This window comes from Rossellomorea aquimaris (assembly GCF_020172085.1).
Classification (GTDB): domain Bacteria; phylum Bacillota; class Bacilli; order Bacillales; family Bacillaceae_B; genus Rossellomorea; species Rossellomorea aquimaris_E.
On record NZ_JAIVAT010000007.1, the window covers coordinates 685,161 to 703,365 of the forward strand.

The following is an 18,205-nucleotide window of genomic DNA, read 5'->3' on the forward strand; positions in this document are numbered from 1 at the left end:
GGTACCAACATGACGAGAAACTATCATGAATTAATCAAGGACCGCATCTTTATGGGTGGAGCGGATGATGCAGAAGAAGCAACGAAAAAGGAACAGATTGATCTTGTCTTCGATTTGCGTGCAGAAGCTTCAAATCCTAATGCAGCATATACACGGATCCATAGCCCAATTGTGGACAACGAAGGAGATCAAGATCAATCGATTAAAGCATCCATTGACCAGGTAGTAGCTGCGTATAACGAAGGCAAGAACATCTACTTCCACTGTCAGGGAGGCAGCAACCGTACGGGTACAGTCGCTGTCGGTACGCTCTTCGAACTTGATCAAGCAAAGACGTTGGAGGAAGCGGAAACCATAGCTAAACAGGCACGACCAAAGATCAATGTCAAACCTGAAATGATGGAATCTTTACGAAAGCTTTACCCGCAAAAATAGGAGGGAACGTATATGAACATTACGGATCAAGCAAAACAAGTGTTATCTGAAGTGTTAAGAGAACAAGGAGCAGAAGGGATCCGTTTATCTTCTGTAGCAGGGTGCTGCGGTCCCCAAATTTCAGTATCAATGGACGATCCAGAACCAACTGATCATATCGAAAGCATTAACGGGATCCGAGTTGCCATCGATTCATCCATGCAGGGAACCGAAGCGTTAACGATTGATGTCGAAACCACTCCTCAAGGAGAAGGCTTAGTCCTGATCGGGGCCAATCAGTGTTGCTAATGAATGGAAAGGCAGCTGCTTTTATGCGGCTGCCTTTTTCAAACCCATTAAACCCAATAGAAGATAAAACCGGACACGGTAGACATGGTGATAACCGATAGTACAAAGGTAATGACCAGTTGTTTTCTAAAGATGGATTTAAGGAGGATCACTTCAGGAAGACTGGCCCCGGCTGAACTGATCATCATCGCCATGACAGGACCAAGTGCCATTCCTTTCATAATCAATATCTGTGAAATGGGTATCATGCTCGAAAGTCGGATATACAAAGGAACCCCGATGATGGCGGCAATCGGGATGAGCCACCAATGCTCCCTTCCGAAGAATCCAGAAATCCACTCCGTTGGTACGAGTCCATGGATGACAGCACCAATTGCAGCACCGATGATGAGATAAGGATAGACACTTCTCATTAGATCAGCAGTTTCCATCCAGGCTCCTTTTAAAGAGAAACTCTTCACTTCCTCTTTGAATCCAGTCATCATGACGTTCTTGACGTATTTCTCAAAACCGAATGCTTCCAATAGGAAACCGATGCTTATGGAGAAGATGGTTGTCACCACGGTATAAATGAGAGCCACTTTCCACCCAAGAACCACTCCCATTATCGTGAGGATCGTCGGATCCAAGACAGGAGAAGCGAATAAGAAAATCATGACAATCCCAAATGGCATCTTCTTTTTTAGCATGTTTACCACAACCGGTATCGTTGAACACGAGCAAAATGGCGTAATGAATGCAAACAAGATCGCAGCGGTCACACCCCATACACTGTTCTTTCCTGAAATCATTTTCTCGATTTTTTCATAAGGGATGAATCCTTGTAATAAACTGATGACAAATGAAATGACCACAAACAATACCGTTAATTCCAGTGCAATTTCCAGAAAGCTTCTAAGTGTTTCTCCCCACATATTAATCGTCCCCTTTCAGAATTAAACGGCCGGGCAGCAAGGGCTGCAGCATATTGGTTCTTTTTGGTTGATGATCGGAGCTGCTGGTTTCGTTTGGTATAGGGCGACGAATTCCTGCATTTCCGTTCTTTTTAATTTTAAGGTCATTTCTTCTTTGTGAAAATTCAGCATATGTTTCTCTCCTTTTAATCAAGATAATTTGATTTATTAATCAAAAAAAATTGATTTATAATCGAAAATTTTAACAGGAAGGCCTGAACAGGCAGCATAATTCGGCTGAAAGCAGGTGGTTGATCTCATCCTGATTCAAGCTGTAATAACTCCAAGTTCCTTTTGTTTCTTTTTTTACAATGTTTGCGTCTAGAAGGATCTTTAAGTGGTAGGATAATTTGGACTGCTTCATTTCCATTAATGGAGCCAGGTCGCATACGCACATTTCGCCTTTCATAGTCAAAATGTTCATGATCTGAAGCCTTTTTTGATCGGCAATGGCTTTGAATTTCTGTTCGTAGGTTTCAAATATCTTTGTGCCCGATACGTCTTGTAATGGAATATCGTTTGTCATCACTGGATCCTCGTTTCTCAATCAATTTTTCTTGATGTAGTCATCTTATATCCATTATTTTCATGTGTCAAGCATTAAATCAAATAATTTTGATGTATACTATGCGGTGGAGGAAGCCGGTGTTCATAAAATCAATTTTTTTTGATTTAATAGTTGCATTTCTAGAAAATGGAACATATACTTACGGTATAAATCAAAATAATTTGATTAATTAAAAGGGGATGGATGAGATGAATTTTATTAAGGTTTTAGTAGGGAACAAGAAAAGCAATTCTCAAGATTGTTGCCAGATTGAAATAAAAGAAGTGAAAGATGAGAGCTGTTGTAGTGCTGATGAAATCGCTGAAACACCATGCTGCTAGTATACAATAGATATGGATAAGGGAAAGGTACCCTTATCTTTTTTTATGTTGAAATGGGAAATATTATTTGATAAGTGGAAAATGTTTGAGGAAGATAAAATATTTTGAAATAATTGATAGTAATTTAGGATGTTATTATTAGAATACTTGTTTACAGGAGATGGACCATTTGAGCAAAGCAGGAGTTTACAAGACAGACATAACGCCCCCTTTAGGAATCGACTTTATCGGATATCACAGACCAGGTGGCATAAAGTCGATCGAAGAACGCATCTATTCCACCGCCTTTGTGTTTGAAACCGATACGGACAAAACGGTCTTTATCAGTATCGATAACATCGGTATGCTGATAGAAGATACTACAAAGATTCGCGAGCGGATTGCCGCTGAACTGGATATCCCCTTTGAAAACATAACCGTCGTCTTTACTCATACCCATTCGGGTCCAGCCACTGCGAGCTCAGATGAAATCGTACAGTCATATAAACGGCTTCTCATGGAAAATACCGTGATGTCTGCCGTCAAGGCTCATGAAAATAGACGCCTGGCAGAAGTCGGATGGAACGTCACGCTCGGAGAAATCGGAGTGAACCGAAGAGAAGAAACATCCGAAGGAAAAGTGATGATGGGGACGAATGAACAGGGGCCAGTGGACAAGCGAATCGGGATTCTGGCCATCCGGCATCAGAATGACCATACGCTATTAGGGGCCATCGTTTTCTGTACAGCACACCCCAATGTTCTAAAATCGGATAGTGATTGTCTATCAGGGGATTACCCGGGAGTGACAAGGGGGATTCTTGAAGGAATCCTTGCTTGCCCCGTCATCATCGTCCAGGGAGCGGCAGGGAATATCAATGCAACATACCGGGGATCACAAGCAGCATTAAAGCAAATGGCATATGCATTAAGCGGAAGTGTATTAACCATGATCCCATCCCTCACATATAAGGGAATTTCCAGGTTGAAAACGACTTCAACCTTGCTGCCGATGCGTTTAATCGAGATACCAAAACCAGACGGAATTTATAAAATGGCTTCCAACGCTCAGGAGCAATGGGGTGTTAACACAAGCAGATGGCTTGAACGGGTGTTGGAAAAATATGAACAGCACGACAGACAAATCACGATCGAGTTAGAAATTCAATCATTCCAGATAAACGAAGGATCCTTTTCCGGTATCCCTATGGAGCCCTTTTCAGAATCAGCCCTGATCATCCAGGAGAAACTGGATAACCCTATAGCCTTCTTTGGAGGCTATACCAATGGCTATCTGGGATATTTACCTACAAAGGAGGCCTATCCATTTGGGGGATACGAAGTCGAACTAAATCCCGTGGTCTACGGACCGATCACTCAACTTTGGATGCCGCCGGCAGAGGAAACGAATCAAAGAGTGATTGATACGGTAGTGGAACGGTTAAAATGATGATAGTCCTATTGAAATCGTCCATCGAATAAAGGAATTCCATTGCTTACAAAGAATTCTTATATAGTGAGATAATAGAGTCGTGAAAAGGAGCGATTAAACAGTGGAATTACAATACGAAGTGATCCCGGAAGCCCAGGCAGAACTTTGCCGGGATCTTTGCAATGAGCTGATGGCTTTTCAGAAATCGAAGGCATCCATTGCACCTGAACGATTTGATAGCATGAACTTCGATACGAGGATGCTGCCGTCGATTAAAAGTGCCATACATAATTATCTTGTGGTCGTGAAAGATCCGGAAAGAAATAACGAAATTATTGCCTATGTGTATACCAATATCTCACCGAAGGAAGCCTATTCGAATGATTTTGCCACGTTCTTCGACCTGTCATCTGTCCAGAAAGAGAACGTAGGTTGTCTTTCGCAATTTTACATAAAAGAAGGCTATCGGCAATTCGGCATCGGATCGAAATTATACACTATGTCTATGGAGTGGTTGAACACGTTTGAGGATGTCGAGGATTATTTTGTCTTCACCTCGAATGGGAATGAGGAGGCATTGGCTTTTTACCAGCGAAAAGGATTTACCATTTCCCATGACATATTGGACGGTTTTATAACCGTATTACGAAGAAAAGCATAATGAAGGAGGAAACAACATGGACGTCTTCTCAAGTTATTTAAACGGAATCGATCACCCAGATCACCGCAACAGAATGGAGGAAATCCTGACATGGGTGGCATCGACTTTCCCACAATTGGAACCCGCGACCAAGTGGAATACGCCGATGTTTACAGATCACGGCACCTTTATCATTGGGATCTCGACTGCGAAGCAACATGTGAGTGTCGCGCCTGAAGAAGTCACGATGGTGCATTTTGCCGATCGCATTAAAGAAGCCGGGTACAGTGCCACGAAAGGATTGTTCCGCATGCCGTGGAAAGATCCGGTGAACTACGCATTGCTAGAAGATATCATTACATATAACATTCAGGAAAAAGCAGAACTCACGAGCTTTTGGCGAAAATAGATCGCTCGTTGATAGGAGGTGTACATGATGATAAAACCGAATCGTAAAGTAGATGGTTTTATTAAGAAAGCCAAGAAGTGGAACGAAGAATATGAGAGACTGAGGAGTATCCTGCTTTCCTTTGAAGAACTGGAGGAAGAAATCAAGTGGATGCATCCCTGTTACACACTAGAAGGGAAAAACATCGTGCTGATGCATGGATTTAAAGAATACTGTGCGCTGCTGTTTCACAAAGGGGCACTGATGAAAGATCCGCAAGGGATTCTCATTCAACAAACCGAGAATGTGCAGTCTGCCCGTCAAATCCGATTCACCAGTGCGAAAGAAATCATCGAAATGAAATCGGTCCTGACATCGTATATCCAGGAAGCCATCGAAATCGAAAAAGCCGGTCTCCAAGTGGAATTGAAAAAGACAGAAGAGTACTCTGTTCCAGATGAACTTCAACAGAAATTTGATGATATGCCGGAGTTAAAAACGGCTTTTGAAAACCTGACGCCGGGACGTCAGAGGGCATATATCCTTTTTATATCCAAGGCGAAACAATCGAAGACTAGGGAGTCGAGGGTTGAGAAATATGTGCAGCACATCTTGGACGGTAAGGGCATGAATGATGAATGAAGGAGGGGGGATGAGCTAGCTTCATCCCTTTTTCATATTCCCATAGAAAGGGCTGGCGGTTTCCACTGTAAGTTTCGACTGTAGCTGTGAGACAGTGATGAATTGATACCCTTCCTTTTCAAGCATGGCCAATAATCCAGGCAACGCATCAGCTGTCGTGGAATGAACATCATGAAGGAGAATGATGGCTCCCGGAGCTATTTCCTTCTGCACCGTGGAATGGATAGCATTCACATTCTTGTTTTTCCAATCAAGCGAATCGACGGACCATAGGACGAGGGTCGAATGGCTATCTTGGGCAAACCTTTCCACTTCCGCATTGATTGCCCCATAAGGCGGACGCAGGACGGAGGGAAGTTGACCGGTCGCGCTCATGATTTTCTTACTGGAGGCGAGGACCTCTTGAACCATTTGCTCCTTTCCAATCTTCGTCAAATCCTTGTGATGGTCGGAGTGATTGCCGATTTCATGCCCGGCTTCTGCGACATCCTTCGCGACATCCGGGTATTTCTCCGCCTGACTACCAAGCATGAAAAACGTGGCATGGACGTCATGGTCTTTCAATATCTTAAGAATCCGTGGTGTCACATCTGGATCCGGTCCGTCATCAAAGGTGAGGGCGACGTATTTTTCTCCATATTCAACCGATGCTTTTGCTACTTTCAACGAACCTTCTATCCTTTCATCCAAATAGGGGAGGATGGCATGAATCGGAATGTTCACCTGTGTGGGACCGTATTCATCGAGATCATTAAAGTATAGAGTGAGTGCTTTTTCGTTGAGAGACCAGTTCCAAGAGGCTGGATCCTGTAATACCTTCTGCACTTTAGATTCAGGATGTCCCATGAGACGGTTCCCTATCATATTGATCGACTCTTCATTCGTTTTCATGATGTCAGGTAGTTTGACGATCTTTTTTTCAGCAGCATTGATCGTAAACGTCTTTACGTGCTCTTTCCCCTTGACGTCACCCACCAGCATATAGGAGTGAAAGAGGATGTGAAAAGTGTCATCTGTAGATTTCTTGCTGTCTGCCTGAATGACAAGGTGGGCGCGGGTGCCATTACCCAGCTGATTCTTGTTTTCCTTCACTTTTTCTAAAAAGGCTTCCTTCTCATGCTCAATCCACCTTTGGATGGGTTTCTTTATGCTTTCATCTTCCATCATCGGGATGTTGATGGACATCGTGTACGTATCCGTATTCTTAGTTTCCGTTTTATAGTCATTGGTCAGAGGGGAAACACTGTCTGACACAGGCTCGAATCGAATGGCCTCGATGAGCTGTGTCATGCCATAAACGAATGAAAGACCAATCACAGCCAACACTACCCAACCTGGCCAGCGTATCCTTCTGAAGGGAATCTTCTTCAACATCACGCATCCTCTTTTCTGGTAAAAAAGTCATCCTTGAAAAACGAAACAATTCCAATTATTTCAAATTATTTGTGAGAATTCAATGATTCTTTCACGACTTTCTAATAAATTGGGAAAGAGTGGATGAACATGAAACTTCTCGACCCTTACAATCGTCTATTTAAGAAGAGAGTGGTTTAGAAAGGCGGTCATCACTGTGAAAAAATACTCATGGCTCAGTTATGTGTCAGCAGGAATCCCGCTCGTATTATTTGTTCTATTGTTTAACGTTTCAAACATAAACGATCAATCAATCATTTATACGATTTTTTATACACTTTTCATTGGGGCTCCCTTTTCCCTTATCCTGAGCATCATCGCTCTGAAGAAACGAAATGAAAAAAACGGGTTTGCTCTTGTGGGGTTAACGTTTGCCGTATTATTAACTGTTTCCATTTTGTATGTATTGGTTCTAGGGTTCGGAATGGGAGAGGCGTAATCAAGTAAAGGCAGATTAGATGGATTATGAAAAGGAGCTGATGGCATTGGCCACGTGGATGGTACATTTCAGAATCGCAGAGAAACTTTTGAATAAAGGTTTGCAGGTTGCTGAAGAAGAGTTTGTCGTAGGGAATATCGGTCCGGATTGTGGATTGCCTGACCCAGAGACAGGTATCTTTCATCCTGATAAAATCATCACTCATTTTAGAGAAAATGGGAAAATAAATCCAGACCTGTTTCTGAAACAATACATAGAAGGTCGACAGGGTTTCACCGATCCCCGCTCATCCTTTTATTTAGGGTACTACCTTCATCTGGTGACGGATGTGGAATGGAGCAAGATGCATCACGAAAAGAAGAAAGAACCCATTTATCAAACGATTCTCGGAACACCTGAATACACGAGAAAAATAAAAGGGGACTGGTATGGAACGGATTTCGTCTATTTACAAGGAAACACGGATACAGTATTTCATCGTGTTTTTCAACATATTAAGAGTTTTCCAGATTACCTGGACATCTTTCCAGAGAACCAGATTACCAAACAAATTAAACGGATTACGGCCTTTTATTTAGGTGATTCTTATGCCTTCGCTCTGGAACCGGATTATATGTTTACCTATTTAACCCCTGATGAAGTTACGCAGTTTGTCGAGGAGACGACGGAGAAGTTGGTGGATATCTTGCAAACAATCTTTCAAGAGGAGGATCTTTGGGAATCTTACTCTTTGAAAAAATGATAGGAGGGGAACTTATGAATCTACTTACACCGATCATTCTAACAGGTGTGGTTTTAGCAATGGCTTGGATAGCAGGGGAAAATGAAAAGGCAAACGAACAGAGGAAATGAGGAAAGACCCGATAGAATTTGAAAAGGGGGCTGATGCATGAAGGAGGAACAAGCCAGAAAGCATATTTATCTCATACTGGGATATTCAGGACTCCTTCTTATAGGGCTGGCGATGTTAAGGAATTTATCCATTGTGAACGATCATGTGGGATACGGCCTGACGATGTTCGGATATTTTTTACTTGTTTCGTATTTTAAATTTGAAGATGATAAGATTGGTGCCACAAGAAAAGAAAAGGCGTTTTATCGTATAGGATTTTTAGTGGTGTTAGTGATTGTGGCGTGGAATTCTTATTTGTAGATTCATATAAAAGAGGTGAAATATGGAGCTCATAATAAAAGTCATACTATATATCGTCTTCTTGATAGGAGCACTCTATTTCTATTTCGGAGGTACCAAAAGGATTAAAAATGGTCATTTCACTCTCATTATGGTAATTAGTGTTTTGTTATTAAGTTATTATTATTGGTTTGAAATATAGCTTTAGCGATTAAATGCGAAAGACCTTCCAAGAAAGAGAGTGGCGATGTGCTGTGAACATTCTTCAAAATGATATTATTCAGTTTATCTTGTATCTTGCAGCATTTATACTGATCTTTTATGTGATCGAAAAAATAGTCAGGAAAAAGTGGCAGATTGTAAAAAGATCCGAAGCACATGAAGTCAATGCTTTCCATAAGTGGGGGAAACGGATTCTTGGGGGCATATTCTTTGCCACCATCGTATTCTTTCCTTCAGGTTCAGGGGTGATAGGTGCTCTAATTATCATGATGACCTTAGCATTTGATTCCTATATGCAGTGGAAACACGAGAACGCAAAAAGAGAATACATCATTACATTTCTGGGGCTCATTGTCTTTATCGTTTTCATCTCAATTGGATATTCATTTGACTTATTGCTGTAATCCAAAATAAAAACATCTTATGAAAGGAAGGAAGCACCATGACTAAATCAGAATTAGAATATCAAATCAACGAAGTGAAATTAGAGTATATTCGTATCCAAGGAGATCTTGAGAAGCTGGAAACCTTCGGCAGAAACACGGATATTCAACAAAGAAAGTTGGACGAACTTGAGCAGGAGCTATCTCAGCTACATAGGAAACTGGATGCCATCGACTAAGCATCATCATATGTTTCATGAATATTGAAGCTGCATGGAAAATAGGTATATAGAAAGACGAACGGTACAAGTTCCAACTTGTATCTGGCTCTCTGATAGGGGCTGATTTCAATGTATCGCAATCGTGACAGACAGGTGAACATCGTCATTCTGGTGCTTTTGTGCATCCTGATCTTTCATATCATCCGCATCATCCTTCATGTGAGGGTGTACTTCGTCTACAGCATGGGAATGGGGTATCTTTTGTTCTTGGGAATGATTATTTTTCTTATTTTATTCCTTTTATTCAAAAGGTGATTGAACGGGTACTTTTCTTAAATGGGAAGAGTGCCTCTTTTTTTGAGAACTTATGTAGGAAAATTATGTTAATATGGAAATGGAATACCAAGTATACCTGAACGGAGGTTCTATATGAAAAACAATAATCAATTGGCTTTACTTGTGTCGTGGGTCGTATTAGTCGGATTTCCACTCTTTTTTCTCTTTGTCTCTCTGTATACGGGTCAATGGAGATATTTGATGTGGAGTCTACCACCTTCTTTTTTGGCAGGATTTACGGGCCTTATGTTGACCCTTAATCAAATGAAAAAAGAGAAAGAAGGGGCTTAACATGATGCTTTTATTCTTTAATGTGTTCAGGAATATCATTTCGACGTTCTTTTTAGACGGGATTTGGGTAGTCGGCTTTTTTTACTTGCTCAATAAGACATTTGAAAGCGATCGCCTTAAGAAGCTGTCCCTTTATGCGGTTGGAATGATTTCGGTACTGTTGTTCTTTTATTCTGTCATGGTGAGTATTTGAGTATGTACATATCGACTTTGGAGATTGAAAGGCTTACACATGATCAGATGGGGAATCTATTATTCTCGGATATTGAAGACGATCAACAGCATGGAGATTGTATCTTCGTGGCGGGAAGCAGTAAGGCCATGACATACCGTTTACCTAAAGCCGTGGAGCTGTATAAACAGGGAAGAGCCGGTAAAATCCTGTTTTCCGGTGGCGTGAAATGGTGGGGGAGTGAGTATACCGAAGCCGAAAAATTGAAAAGGGAAGCAATCTCATTAGGAGTTCCGGAAAAAGATATCTTAACAGAAACGCTTTCCCTACACACCCTTAAAAATGTTCTGGCATCCCTCCTTGTTCTTGATCGGGAATTTCATTTACACAACATTAGGAGGCTGCTCGTCGTAACATCTTCCTACCATATGAGAAGACTTCATCTGACGCTGAAAACCTATATGCCGGAATGGATATCATTCACCTTATGCCCGGCAGAAGATGACAATACTAGAGAAGATAACTGGTTCCTAAGTGAAACGGGGATCAAACGGGTCAAAAAGGAATCGGGAAGTTTGATCCGGTATGTGAAGCAGGGTGCTTTGAAAGATGAGGATGTTCTTATTCATAAAATAGAATGCTAGGAGGCGGAAAATGACAAAAGAAAAAGCGTATCCGAGATTCTGGCGTTTTCTCACCTACTTTACAGGATTTTGGATTTTGTATGGCTGCTATGTTCTGATCAAGGATGTATTCATTGAGGATCATTTCGATCGTCAGCCCCTGTATTTGATCGTTATGATGACCCTAATGTTGCTTCGGTCAATGCAGGAATATAATAAGGCAAAGAAGCTTTCTTCTACAAATGGGTCCTAACACTTACAATATGGAGGGATTCAATGTACGTCAAAATCTATCATTATCATATTCCGAAAGAGAAGGTAGAACAGTTTCTGGACATCCAAGAACGAGCAGGGGAATTGTATGGTCAGTATATTGACTACCAAACTATTTACATAAACAGTAAGAATGATGAAACAAAATGGATGGAAATATCTCGTTATCAGGATGAAAATGAGTACCGAAGGAGTATGGAGCGATTAAACGAAGAGTCGGAGGTACATTTGTTATTCGATGAATTCAAATCTCTATTAATCGGAGATATCAAGGAAGACGACTTTTTCGAAAAGAAACAAATGACCTTTCAAAACGGCAAGAAAGCGGAGTGATGGAATCATGAAATTTTTTGGGAGTATATTCTCCTTAACAAGCTTCATTCTGGCCATCTATGTACTGGTGATGAAAGAATATAGATGGATTGAACTTGTGATGTTGATGTTTAGTCTATCAATTGGAATCATGGGGATAGAAGAAATTAAAAAGGACCATAAGGGGAGGGGAGTGTTATTAATATCAGTGGGCTTACTTTGCCTCTACTCTTCAATTCAAGGATTCTTGTTCTTACATTAAATAGAAGGTCTCACTTATGATTCACCATCAACTTCTGCAAAATAACCGATAAATAGCGGTCCGAAGATCGTGAAATGACCGAGGGTTGCTCCCATATATTCCTCATGATCATCAAAATCAACTGTTCCGTCGCGGTACTGCATCCCGTCACCCTATAGCCTGTAAGGAACATAAATGTTTCATAATCCTGATAAAACTTCTTGAATGAATGCTGATCCCTTGATAATAAACAGGTCATCAGATCTAGCTTTGTCATCTTCATGAAAACAACTCCCCTTTATACTCATGTATCCATACCCTTCTTCGCCCAAGTAGTAACTCTTTTTCCATCATTTATTGAATATATTCATCTTAACGTGGTATATATACGATAAAAGGTGGTGCAGAAATGACTTTCAAAACAACTTCGGCAGCTCTCCTTCTTGGCAGTGCTTTACTCCTAACGGCCTGCAGCGGGGACGGGACTGCATCAGATCAAGATGAAAACACTCAGTCCATGGACGAAAACCAAAAGGATACCTCCGTGGATATGAATGCTGAAAACAGTGCAGAGGAAAATGCCGGTGAAGATATGAACGCCGATGAGAATGAAAACAATGAAGAAGCTGGAGACAGCAATGGTGAAACAGAAAGTGATGCCAGCAGTGAAAACGAGGATATTCAGAAAAAGGAGTATCCTTCACCTGAAGAAGCGGCGGCTCAAATCGAAGGATATGAGAAGGTCGATCAAACGAACATCGATCTTGGTCACGGTATCAAAGGCCTTCAGGAAGGGGCGGCCGGTCATGAGTATCTTTATTGGAATGAAGGTCGCTGGCTGATCAAAGTCAACTTTCCGCTAGATCCACAGTATGGTATTGATGGATATGATGGAGCCGAAGAAATGGCTAAGAACGTCGTAGAATATCTGGAGACGAACTACTTGCCCGCTCCGGAAGACAGGGGAGTGATTACAATCAACGGATTTAAGGACCACCCCGCAACCGTGGTGATGTGGCAAAAAGGAAAGACTGTTTATACAATCACTTCACAAGAAAAAGAACCATTCGACGCACTCAAAAAAGCGGTTGAATCAGAATAAAAAGGTGGCCGGGATCCCGGCCACCTTTTTTCTTCAGCGATTCATTTCCTGGAGCTTTTTAATATTATCCGAATGAAACGGTGATCCTTCCACTTCGCTCACCACGCTGAAGGGATTTCCGTCCGGATCAAAGAAATCGAAAAAGCGCATCCCGCCGAAGTCGTCGATATCGGACGTGACGACACCTTTGCCGTTCAATTCCTCATGAATTGAATCAACATCCTGTACAACAAAATTGAAATAGCTATTTTTTTGCTTCCCCTTAATGATAAACTCCGTCGGTTGAGGGGTTTCCACTTCAATCAACCCAAACTGTGTCGAACCGTTTGGTAAGTAAAAGCCGGCACCCCCGTCCCACGAATCGATTTTCTTCAACCCTAAATGCTCCTCATACCAGGCGGTTGATTTCTCAAGATTCGTCACAGGGACAAATACACTTCCAATCTTAAACATCGTATCCTCTCCTTATAAATGAAATTCCTATGTATAACGAATATAATGAAGAAAAAGTTACAAAAAATGTGAGGTGGTTGAACTGATTTTTGATGAGTTGGAACATACGGTCACCAAACTGTATCGGTATTGCCTGAAATTAACGGGTTCCACATGGGAAGCAGAAGACCTCGTACAGGAGACGCTCCTGAAAATCTACTCATTGAAAAAGCAGGATCCTGATCGGGCGTTCACTTTTTCATTTCTCTACACGGTCGCCAAAAACCTTTTTATCGATGGAAAAAGAAAGAAAAGGGAATCCTTTACTCTACATGAAGAAATCTATGGAGTATATGACCCATCTGAATTCGAGGGATTGATCGAAATCCTGCTTTCGGCTTTGCCTTTGCAGCAGGGGATGCTCATCACCTTAAAAGATGTCTTCAACTATACAACAAAGGAAATCGCCGCCATGTTGAGAGTCAGCGATGAGTCCATCAAAACCGCCCTTCATCGTTCCAGAAAAAAGCTGACAGATGTTAATGAAGACACACCGGTTCCTGCATTCGCCAATCCCGAAATGATTCAGAATCTCTCAACCGCAATTAAACAGAGTGACCCATCGCGTATCTTTCGCTATTATCGGATGCTTGAAACACGACACTTTAAAGTGAGGAGAGACATAAACAGGTCGGTATTTCATGTGATTGATCTGGACGGGAATGTATTAGAGATTGCGTCCTTAACATATCCTCATAGAATTGATATCGTAACGTAAATGAATATTTACATAGATTTAAACTTATCCCACTTGTATTCATACTGGCTTAAACTTTCGATGTTTTACTAGAGTCGTAGTAAATACAGTAGGAGGTTTTAAAGATGAAAAAAAGACTATCAATCGGATTATCGATGGCGTTACTAGCATCTTCATCCTTAACAGCCATGGCTCAAGAGAACGGAGGCCACGGTGAAAAGAAAGATTCACACAAGAAAATCGAGAGTGTTGAATTCTCTTCCATGAAAGCTCCTGATAATATCAAAAATATGGTGAAAACCTATACAACAGCAACAGTCAAAGTGACTTATAAAGACGGGACAGTGAAAGAACTGCCTCTTAACTATGATCAACTCTACCTATCAAAAGATAAAATCGTAGACAATAAGGGAGAAATGATTCCGGCCGGTACACCGATCGACGTGAACGGTGATCCGATCATGGACAAAAGCGTTCCATCCAGTCCATCTTATTTCATTTCGGACGCGCCGGATTCCAACAGCTTTCTGAAGAAAGGGAACAAGTCATTTATGGTTTCCCACTTTGAATATGATTCACAAAATAACGCAGGTGAGAAGATCTCTGGTCTTCCTGCATCGATGACATTGTCAGAGCTTGACCATAATAAAAAAACGGGCAAGCTTTCTGTGAAAGAAGCTCATAAGATTGATTTCTCGAGCGTAGACGGACTATGGAACCCATGTAACGGATCCACAACGGATTGGGGCACGCACCTCGGTTCAGAGGAATATGAGCCGGACGCAAGAGATTTTGAAAACAAAGATTCTGATGCCTATAAAGAAGTCAGCAACTTTGCGAACTATTACTTCCATGATGAATCAAAAGCAAATCCTTACAATTACGGCTGGATCCCAGAAATCTCCGTATCACATGACGGAAAACCATCCGTCGTCAAGCATTACAGCACTGGCCGTTTCTCTCATGAAATGATGCAAGTCCTTCCGGATAATAAGACGGCCATTTTCGGTGACGACGGCGGCAATACGATGATGTTCATGTATGTAGCCGATAAAGAAGAAGATTTCTCAGCAGGAACTTTATATGCTGCTAATTTCAATCAAACCGGTACAGAAAAAGGCGGATCTGGTGACTTAAACTGGATCAAACTTGGACACGGTACCGACAAAGAAATCAAAGACATGATCGACGGTGGAGTGACATTCAGCGATATTTTCGAAACAACGGAAGAACCAACAGAAGGGTTTACGGCTGTTAAGACGAACTCCCATGATTCTGTCGAATATCTAAAAGTGAAGCCAGGCATGGAAAAAGCGGCAGCATTCTTAGAACCACGCCGTTACGGAGCCATCCTTGGTGCGACTTCTGAATTCAACAAAATGGAGGGACTTGCCGTCAACGCCGAAGATCATAAAGCGTATATGGCCATCTCTTATCAAGAAGAAAGCATGGAAAAACAAGAAGGAGCCGTTCAGGACGACATTCAACTTCCGAAGATTGAGTCAGGTGTCACATATGAATTAAATCTTCAAGAAGGTCAAACAGATCGTGACGATGAGAAGATTGACAGCGGCTATGTTCCTGCCAGCATGAACGGATTTGTATTGGGAGAGGACCTTGCTTCTCCGGATGCACTAGGAAACACGGCCAACCCTGATTTAGTAGCAAACCCTGACAACCTGAGCTTCTCAGAAGATCTGAATACCCTCTTCATCGGAGAAGACAGCGATATGCATACGAACAACTTCGTGTGGGCGTATGATGTACAAACGAAAAAGCTTTCCAGAATCCTTTCCGTTCCCGTTGGAGCAGAAGCAACAGGATTAAGAGCGGTGGATTCAATGAAGGACTCGAATTATGTCCTAAGTAACTATCAACATCCTGGAGCGGATCTTGATGAGAAAGAAATCACAGCCGTTGATAAAACAGAATTAGAGAAAGCGATGAAAGATACGCTTGGCATCATGGAAACAGGCGGAGTCGGTTATATCTCCGGCATTCCTGGTGTGGACATGAAAGATGACCACCAAAAGGACCATGATGAAAACAAAGCTGAAGATGATTCAGAAGAATAAGCTTCGATAAAAAGGTCTGTCCCCGACACATTAGAGTTTAATGTGGAGAGGGCAGGCCTCTTTTTTTATGAAAGAATCATAACCTTTGAGTTTAGGATTGAGTTTTTTATCTTGATTTGAAATAATTGGTAAAAAGAGGATTCGTAAGGAGGAAAAAGATGAACAAAGATCGATTCTTTCTGGAGATGCCCCTTCTAGGTAAAAAAGTGCAATGCCAGAATGCGAGTTTAGAGAAGCATGACACGTATAGCGGACAAGTGTTGAAATCATGATTGATGCGATGGATCTAGTGACCGAAACATTGCTCCCGCGTTATCAGAAGAGATCTACGCATCACCGCCCTTTCATTGTAGGAATTGACGGACTGGGAGGGGCAGGTAAGACCACGTTTGCAAAAGCGTTGAAAAATAAACTCAAGCAGAAAACCACCATCCTTCATTTGGACGATTACATAGTGGAAAAGAGGAGGCGTTACGGGACTGGAGAAGAAGAATGGTATGAATACTATGCTCTTCAATGGGACATTGGAACACTCCAATCCTCTCTGTTTCAGAAGCTGCATCATACCCTTGATGTCACGTTACCCTTCTACGATTCATTCAGCGACATGATTATAAAGAAAGATTTCATCTACGATCAAAACACCATCGTCCTGATAGAAGGCGTCTTCCTTCAACGGAAAGAATGGCGTGATTTCTTTGACTATGTCATCTTTCTGGACTGTACCCATGAGCAAAGAACGGAAAGAGTCATCGGACGCGACCTCTATTTAGGAGATGAAAAGGAAAGAGTAGCCAAGTATGAACGGCGATATTGGAAGGCTGAAGACCATTACCTCCTCCATGACGACCCAATCGGAAGAGCGGATCATATTGTTAAAGTTCCATAAGGGTGATCTGTTTCTGATGTGGCCCTTTATTTTCTTTCCGCTAAGTTTTCGATTCACTGACTAAATTTCTGTTTTTTACGCAAAAAGGGATAGCTTACTAACTATCCCTCCCCCCACTTTAATATCTTCGTTAATGGCCATACTCTCTACCTCAAACCGTCAAATCATTTTCTGATTTTATGTGAATTGCGTCTTGTAGAAGCCTTTGTAGAATAGCCGCAAAAACTGCGATAACCAACGAACCGAAAATGATGATGATTCCCACAAATCCAATGGGAGGGTCAATGTTCCTGGCTATTAAATGAAGGAATGGCATACCTACTACATACAAACCGCTGATTGTAATCGCACAACCCTTAATGTTCTTTAACGCCTTCACAGATAATTCCGAGAACGCAGTGTTCTCATCAATGTATCGTAATAGATTGAATGCCTGATATAGAGCAAAGAAAAAAGGCAAAGCTGCTCCATACATCACAATAAAAATGAGATATTTCATTAGACCAATACCTGTATTCAAGTTTGCTGCGAAATTCGCGAATGGGGGCACTAAAAATAGACAAAAAGCAAGAACGGGGATACCGATAACAAAAACAGCTATTTTTAATAAGAGCGTCGTAGCTTGTTTCATAAAAGCACCTCACTTATTCATTTATTTTATATCAGTTTTTATTGTTTTACAATAAATTTATATTGTTTTTTGTAATGTTATATTGAATGAAACGTACATACCGAATCAAAGAAAAGATTGAGTTTGATTGAATATTTTGGAATAATTGGTAGTGTATCATCTGAGAAAAGGAGATGTGATGTAATGGATTCGATTTGGTTGAATTTTTTTTTATTCCTATCCATCTATGCTCTCATCATCTTCCTGTTCAACGCAGGAATGAGAAGGCTTTTGAACGTCAAAAGGAAGCAGATCTTCTCTTATCATCATTTGAATGAAACACATAAAAAGGTGGACTGGACGATTCGAATGGCATTTGTGGTCCTGATCATCGCAGGTGTTTTCTTTCATATTTCTAACCCCGATTCCATCGGGAAAGTGTGGTACTTAGAAACGCATATATTGGTATTCGGATTTATCCTCCTGTCGGAATCAGTCAGGGCTGTTTTTGAAAAAAAGCATTCAGACAATCCCAATGATTATAAATTCACCCTAGCACAGTTAACGTTCCTGACAGCCACATTGCTGTTATTTTTTACAACTGGATTTTTCGGAATATTCACCTAAAGGGGGAGCG

Annotated in this window: 31 protein-coding genes; 24 read left to right on the top strand and 7 right to left on the bottom strand. The window is 41.4% G+C overall.

Annotation, left to right across the window (positions count from 1 at the left end):
* The first annotated feature begins 9 nt into the window (after positions 1-9).
* Together LCL96_RS16145 and LCL96_RS16150 are read left to right on the top strand one after the other, a co-directional pair.
* Positions 10-435: a dual specificity protein phosphatase family protein gene (locus tag LCL96_RS16145; RefSeq protein WP_224942682.1), complete on the top strand. Its 426-nt coding sequence runs from the start codon at positions 10-12 to the stop codon at positions 433-435.
* 12 nt (positions 436-447) lie between these two features.
* On the top strand, positions 448-723 hold the full coding sequence (locus tag LCL96_RS16150) for an adhesin (protein ID WP_224942684.1): 276 nt from the start codon (positions 448-450) through the stop codon (positions 721-723).
* A 47-nt stretch (positions 724-770) separates the two neighbouring features.
* Here LCL96_RS16150 and LCL96_RS16155 read toward each other — a convergent pair whose 3' ends face one another.
* The 3 genes from LCL96_RS16155 to LCL96_RS16165 all read right to left on the bottom strand — a co-directional run bounded on the left by LCL96_RS16155 (position 771) and on the right by LCL96_RS16165 (position 2,202).
* On the bottom strand, positions 771-1,637 hold the full coding sequence (locus tag LCL96_RS16155; protein WP_224942686.1) for a permease: 867 nt from the start codon (positions 1,635-1,637) through the stop codon (positions 771-773).
* Positions 1,638-1,658: 21 nt separating this feature from the next.
* Complete coding sequence (locus LCL96_RS16160; protein WP_224942688.1) at positions 1,659-1,808, bottom strand: hypothetical protein; 150 nt, start codon at positions 1,806-1,808, stop codon at positions 1,659-1,661.
* Positions 1,809-1,878: 70 nt separating this feature from the next.
* Entirely contained in the window at positions 1,879-2,202 is a 324-nt protein-coding gene (locus LCL96_RS16165; protein ID WP_224942690.1) for an ArsR/SmtB family transcription factor, read from the bottom strand.
* Between the two features lie 230 nt (positions 2,203-2,432).
* Between LCL96_RS16165 and LCL96_RS23480 the strand changes: the two genes are divergently transcribed.
* From LCL96_RS23480 to LCL96_RS16185, 5 genes are all read left to right on the top strand, one after another.
* Entirely contained in the window at positions 2,433-2,564 is a 132-nt protein-coding gene (locus LCL96_RS23480; RefSeq protein ID WP_263628202.1) for a hypothetical protein, read from the top strand.
* A 169-nt stretch (positions 2,565-2,733) separates the two neighbouring features.
* Entirely contained in the window at positions 2,734-3,993 is a 1,260-nt protein-coding gene (locus LCL96_RS16170; RefSeq protein ID WP_224942692.1) for a neutral/alkaline non-lysosomal ceramidase N-terminal domain-containing protein, read from the top strand.
* 103 nt (positions 3,994-4,096) lie between these two features.
* Positions 4,097-4,636, top strand: a complete 540-nt coding sequence (locus LCL96_RS16175) for a GNAT family N-acetyltransferase (protein WP_224942694.1) — start codon at positions 4,097-4,099, stop codon at positions 4,634-4,636.
* Positions 4,637-4,652: 16 nt separating this feature from the next.
* Complete coding sequence (locus tag LCL96_RS16180) at positions 4,653-5,024, top strand: iron chaperone (protein ID WP_224942696.1); 372 nt, start codon at positions 4,653-4,655, stop codon at positions 5,022-5,024.
* A 24-nt stretch (positions 5,025-5,048) separates the two neighbouring features.
* Positions 5,049-5,645: a YdeI/OmpD-associated family protein gene (locus LCL96_RS16185; RefSeq protein WP_224942698.1), complete on the top strand. Its 597-nt coding sequence runs from the start codon at positions 5,049-5,051 to the stop codon at positions 5,643-5,645.
* A gap of 21 nt (positions 5,646-5,666) precedes the next feature.
* On the opposite strand, the gene LCL96_RS16190 is transcribed toward LCL96_RS16185, so the two are convergent.
* Positions 5,667-7,019: a polysaccharide deacetylase family protein gene (locus LCL96_RS16190; RefSeq protein ID WP_224942700.1), complete on the bottom strand. Its 1,353-nt coding sequence runs from the start codon at positions 7,017-7,019 to the stop codon at positions 5,667-5,669.
* 196 nt (positions 7,020-7,215) lie between these two features.
* Between LCL96_RS16190 and LCL96_RS16195 the strand changes: the two genes are divergently transcribed.
* The 12 genes from LCL96_RS16195 to LCL96_RS16250 all read left to right on the top strand — a co-directional run bounded on the left by LCL96_RS16195 (position 7,216) and on the right by LCL96_RS16250 (position 11,724).
* On the top strand, positions 7,216-7,497 hold the full coding sequence (locus LCL96_RS16195; protein ID WP_224942702.1) for a hypothetical protein: 282 nt from the start codon (positions 7,216-7,218) through the stop codon (positions 7,495-7,497).
* Positions 7,498-7,516: 19 nt separating this feature from the next.
* Positions 7,517-8,239, top strand: coding sequence for a zinc dependent phospholipase C family protein (locus LCL96_RS16200; RefSeq protein WP_224942707.1), 723 nt, complete (start codon positions 7,517-7,519; stop codon positions 8,237-8,239).
* Positions 8,240-8,386: 147 nt separating this feature from the next.
* On the top strand, positions 8,387-8,650 hold the full coding sequence (locus tag LCL96_RS16205) for a hypothetical protein (RefSeq protein WP_224942708.1): 264 nt from the start codon (positions 8,387-8,389) through the stop codon (positions 8,648-8,650).
* 233 nt (positions 8,651-8,883) lie between these two features.
* On the top strand, positions 8,884-9,255 hold the full coding sequence (locus tag LCL96_RS16210) for a DUF4181 domain-containing protein (protein ID WP_224942711.1): 372 nt from the start codon (positions 8,884-8,886) through the stop codon (positions 9,253-9,255).
* A gap of 38 nt (positions 9,256-9,293) precedes the next feature.
* The gene (locus LCL96_RS16215) at positions 9,294-9,473 is read left to right on the top strand and encodes an SE1832 family protein (protein ID WP_224942713.1); all 180 of its coding nucleotides are present in this window, start codon (positions 9,294-9,296) and stop codon (positions 9,471-9,473) included.
* Between the two features lie 111 nt (positions 9,474-9,584).
* Positions 9,585-9,770 carry a hypothetical protein gene (locus tag LCL96_RS16220; protein WP_224942715.1) on the top strand — a complete coding sequence of 62 codons (186 nt, stop codon included), beginning with the start codon at positions 9,585-9,587 and terminating at the stop codon, positions 9,768-9,770.
* Between the two features lie 114 nt (positions 9,771-9,884).
* Entirely contained in the window at positions 9,885-10,082 is a 198-nt protein-coding gene (locus LCL96_RS16225; RefSeq protein WP_224942717.1) for a hypothetical protein, read from the top strand.
* 1 nt (position 10,083) lies between these two features.
* Positions 10,084-10,275, top strand: a complete 192-nt coding sequence (locus LCL96_RS16230) for a hypothetical protein (protein WP_224942718.1) — start codon at positions 10,084-10,086, stop codon at positions 10,273-10,275.
* 2 nt (positions 10,276-10,277) lie between these two features.
* Complete coding sequence (locus LCL96_RS16235) at positions 10,278-10,898, top strand: YdcF family protein (protein WP_224942719.1); 621 nt, start codon at positions 10,278-10,280, stop codon at positions 10,896-10,898.
* 10 nt (positions 10,899-10,908) lie between these two features.
* Entirely contained in the window at positions 10,909-11,130 is a 222-nt protein-coding gene (locus tag LCL96_RS16240; protein WP_224942720.1) for a hypothetical protein, read from the top strand.
* A gap of 23 nt (positions 11,131-11,153) precedes the next feature.
* Positions 11,154-11,483: a hypothetical protein gene (locus LCL96_RS16245; RefSeq protein WP_224942721.1), complete on the top strand. Its 330-nt coding sequence runs from the start codon at positions 11,154-11,156 to the stop codon at positions 11,481-11,483.
* 7 nt (positions 11,484-11,490) lie between these two features.
* The gene (locus tag LCL96_RS16250; RefSeq protein ID WP_224942722.1) at positions 11,491-11,724 is read left to right on the top strand and encodes a DUF3953 domain-containing protein; all 234 of its coding nucleotides are present in this window, start codon (positions 11,491-11,493) and stop codon (positions 11,722-11,724) included.
* 10 nt (positions 11,725-11,734) lie between these two features.
* Here LCL96_RS16250 and LCL96_RS16255 read toward each other — a convergent pair whose 3' ends face one another.
* Positions 11,735-11,986, bottom strand: a complete 252-nt coding sequence (locus LCL96_RS16255; RefSeq protein ID WP_224942723.1) for a hypothetical protein — start codon at positions 11,984-11,986, stop codon at positions 11,735-11,737.
* Positions 11,987-12,112: 126 nt separating this feature from the next.
* Between LCL96_RS16255 and LCL96_RS16260 the strand changes: the two genes are divergently transcribed.
* Positions 12,113-12,805, top strand: a complete 693-nt coding sequence (locus tag LCL96_RS16260) for a hypothetical protein (RefSeq protein ID WP_224942724.1) — start codon at positions 12,113-12,115, stop codon at positions 12,803-12,805.
* A gap of 33 nt (positions 12,806-12,838) precedes the next feature.
* Here LCL96_RS16260 and LCL96_RS16265 read toward each other — a convergent pair whose 3' ends face one another.
* Positions 12,839-13,258, bottom strand: a complete 420-nt coding sequence (locus LCL96_RS16265) for a VOC family protein (RefSeq protein ID WP_224942725.1) — start codon at positions 13,256-13,258, stop codon at positions 12,839-12,841.
* 73 nt (positions 13,259-13,331) lie between these two features.
* Between LCL96_RS16265 and LCL96_RS16270 the strand changes: the two genes are divergently transcribed.
* The 3 genes from LCL96_RS16270 (at position 13,332) to LCL96_RS16280 (ending at position 16,958) form a co-directional block, all read left to right on the top strand.
* The gene (locus tag LCL96_RS16270) at positions 13,332-14,015 is read left to right on the top strand and encodes an RNA polymerase sigma factor (protein ID WP_224942729.1); all 684 of its coding nucleotides are present in this window, start codon (positions 13,332-13,334) and stop codon (positions 14,013-14,015) included.
* A gap of 104 nt (positions 14,016-14,119) precedes the next feature.
* Complete coding sequence (locus LCL96_RS16275; protein ID WP_224942730.1) at positions 14,120-16,069, top strand: PhoX family protein; 1,950 nt, start codon at positions 14,120-14,122, stop codon at positions 16,067-16,069.
* Between the two features lie 268 nt (positions 16,070-16,337).
* Positions 16,338-16,958, top strand: a complete 621-nt coding sequence (locus LCL96_RS16280; RefSeq protein ID WP_224942731.1) for a kinase — start codon at positions 16,338-16,340, stop codon at positions 16,956-16,958.
* A gap of 151 nt (positions 16,959-17,109) precedes the next feature.
* On the opposite strand, the gene LCL96_RS16285 is transcribed toward LCL96_RS16280, so the two are convergent.
* Positions 17,110-17,589, bottom strand: a complete 480-nt coding sequence (locus LCL96_RS16285; RefSeq protein ID WP_224942733.1) for a DUF2975 domain-containing protein — start codon at positions 17,587-17,589, stop codon at positions 17,110-17,112.
* A 183-nt stretch (positions 17,590-17,772) separates the two neighbouring features.
* Here LCL96_RS16285 and LCL96_RS16290 point away from each other — a divergent pair, with 183 nt between their 5' ends.
* Positions 17,773-18,195 carry a DUF4181 domain-containing protein gene (locus LCL96_RS16290; protein ID WP_224942735.1) on the top strand — a complete coding sequence of 141 codons (423 nt, stop codon included), beginning with the start codon at positions 17,773-17,775 and terminating at the stop codon, positions 18,193-18,195.
* The last annotated feature ends 10 nt before the right edge of the window (positions 18,196-18,205 follow it).

What these genes read in the sequence shown, in the direction of transcription:
- LCL96_RS16190 (WP_224942700.1), bottom strand. Translation starts at nt 7,019, where the DNA reads ATGTTGAAGAAGATTCCCTTCAGAAGGATACGCTGGCCAGGTTGGGTA.
- LCL96_RS16265 (WP_224942725.1), bottom strand. Translation starts at nt 13,258, where the DNA reads ATGTTTAAGATTGGAAGTGTATTTGTCCCTGTGACGAATCTTGAGAAA.
- LCL96_RS16290 (WP_224942735.1), top strand. Translation starts at nt 17,773, where the DNA reads ATGGATTCGATTTGGTTGAATTTTTTTTTATTCCTATCCATCTATGCT.
- LCL96_RS16155 (WP_224942686.1), bottom strand. Translation starts at nt 1,637, where the DNA reads ATGTGGGGAGAAACACTTAGAAGCTTTCTGGAAATTGCACTGGAATTA.
- LCL96_RS16225 (WP_224942717.1), top strand. Translation starts at nt 9,885, where the DNA reads ATGAAAAACAATAATCAATTGGCTTTACTTGTGTCGTGGGTCGTATTA.
- LCL96_RS16280 (WP_224942731.1), top strand. Translation starts at nt 16,338, where the DNA reads ATGATTGATGCGATGGATCTAGTGACCGAAACATTGCTCCCGCGTTAT.
- LCL96_RS16205 (WP_224942708.1), top strand. Translation starts at nt 8,387, where the DNA reads ATGAAGGAGGAACAAGCCAGAAAGCATATTTATCTCATACTGGGATAT.
- LCL96_RS16275 (WP_224942730.1), top strand. Translation starts at nt 14,120, where the DNA reads ATGAAAAAAAGACTATCAATCGGATTATCGATGGCGTTACTAGCATCT.
- LCL96_RS16150 (WP_224942684.1), top strand. Translation starts at nt 448, where the DNA reads ATGAACATTACGGATCAAGCAAAACAAGTGTTATCTGAAGTGTTAAGA.
- LCL96_RS16180 (WP_224942696.1), top strand. Translation starts at nt 4,653, where the DNA reads ATGGACGTCTTCTCAAGTTATTTAAACGGAATCGATCACCCAGATCAC.
- LCL96_RS16185 (WP_224942698.1), top strand. Translation starts at nt 5,049, where the DNA reads ATGATGATAAAACCGAATCGTAAAGTAGATGGTTTTATTAAGAAAGCC.
- LCL96_RS16260 (WP_224942724.1), top strand. Translation starts at nt 12,113, where the DNA reads ATGACTTTCAAAACAACTTCGGCAGCTCTCCTTCTTGGCAGTGCTTTA.
- LCL96_RS16220 (WP_224942715.1), top strand. Translation starts at nt 9,585, where the DNA reads ATGTATCGCAATCGTGACAGACAGGTGAACATCGTCATTCTGGTGCTT.
- LCL96_RS16230 (WP_224942718.1), top strand. Translation starts at nt 10,084, where the DNA reads ATGATGCTTTTATTCTTTAATGTGTTCAGGAATATCATTTCGACGTTC.
- LCL96_RS16235 (WP_224942719.1), top strand. Translation starts at nt 10,278, where the DNA reads ATGTACATATCGACTTTGGAGATTGAAAGGCTTACACATGATCAGATG.
- LCL96_RS16255 (WP_224942723.1), bottom strand. Translation starts at nt 11,986, where the DNA reads ATGAAGATGACAAAGCTAGATCTGATGACCTGTTTATTATCAAGGGAT.
- LCL96_RS16240 (WP_224942720.1), top strand. Translation starts at nt 10,909, where the DNA reads ATGACAAAAGAAAAAGCGTATCCGAGATTCTGGCGTTTTCTCACCTAC.
- LCL96_RS16245 (WP_224942721.1), top strand. Translation starts at nt 11,154, where the DNA reads ATGTACGTCAAAATCTATCATTATCATATTCCGAAAGAGAAGGTAGAA.
- LCL96_RS16200 (WP_224942707.1), top strand. Translation starts at nt 7,517, where the DNA reads ATGGATTATGAAAAGGAGCTGATGGCATTGGCCACGTGGATGGTACAT.
- LCL96_RS16250 (WP_224942722.1), top strand. Translation starts at nt 11,491, where the DNA reads ATGAAATTTTTTGGGAGTATATTCTCCTTAACAAGCTTCATTCTGGCC.
- LCL96_RS16215 (WP_224942713.1), top strand. Translation starts at nt 9,294, where the DNA reads ATGACTAAATCAGAATTAGAATATCAAATCAACGAAGTGAAATTAGAG.
- LCL96_RS16165 (WP_224942690.1), bottom strand. Translation starts at nt 2,202, where the DNA reads ATGACAAACGATATTCCATTACAAGACGTATCGGGCACAAAGATATTT.
- LCL96_RS23480 (WP_263628202.1), top strand. Translation starts at nt 2,433, where the DNA reads ATGAATTTTATTAAGGTTTTAGTAGGGAACAAGAAAAGCAATTCTCAA.
- LCL96_RS16285 (WP_224942733.1), bottom strand. Translation starts at nt 17,589, where the DNA reads ATGAAACAAGCTACGACGCTCTTATTAAAAATAGCTGTTTTTGTTATC.
- LCL96_RS16145 (WP_224942682.1), top strand. Translation starts at nt 10, where the DNA reads ATGACGAGAAACTATCATGAATTAATCAAGGACCGCATCTTTATGGGT.
- LCL96_RS16160 (WP_224942688.1), bottom strand. Translation starts at nt 1,808, where the DNA reads ATGCTGAATTTTCACAAAGAAGAAATGACCTTAAAATTAAAAAGAACG.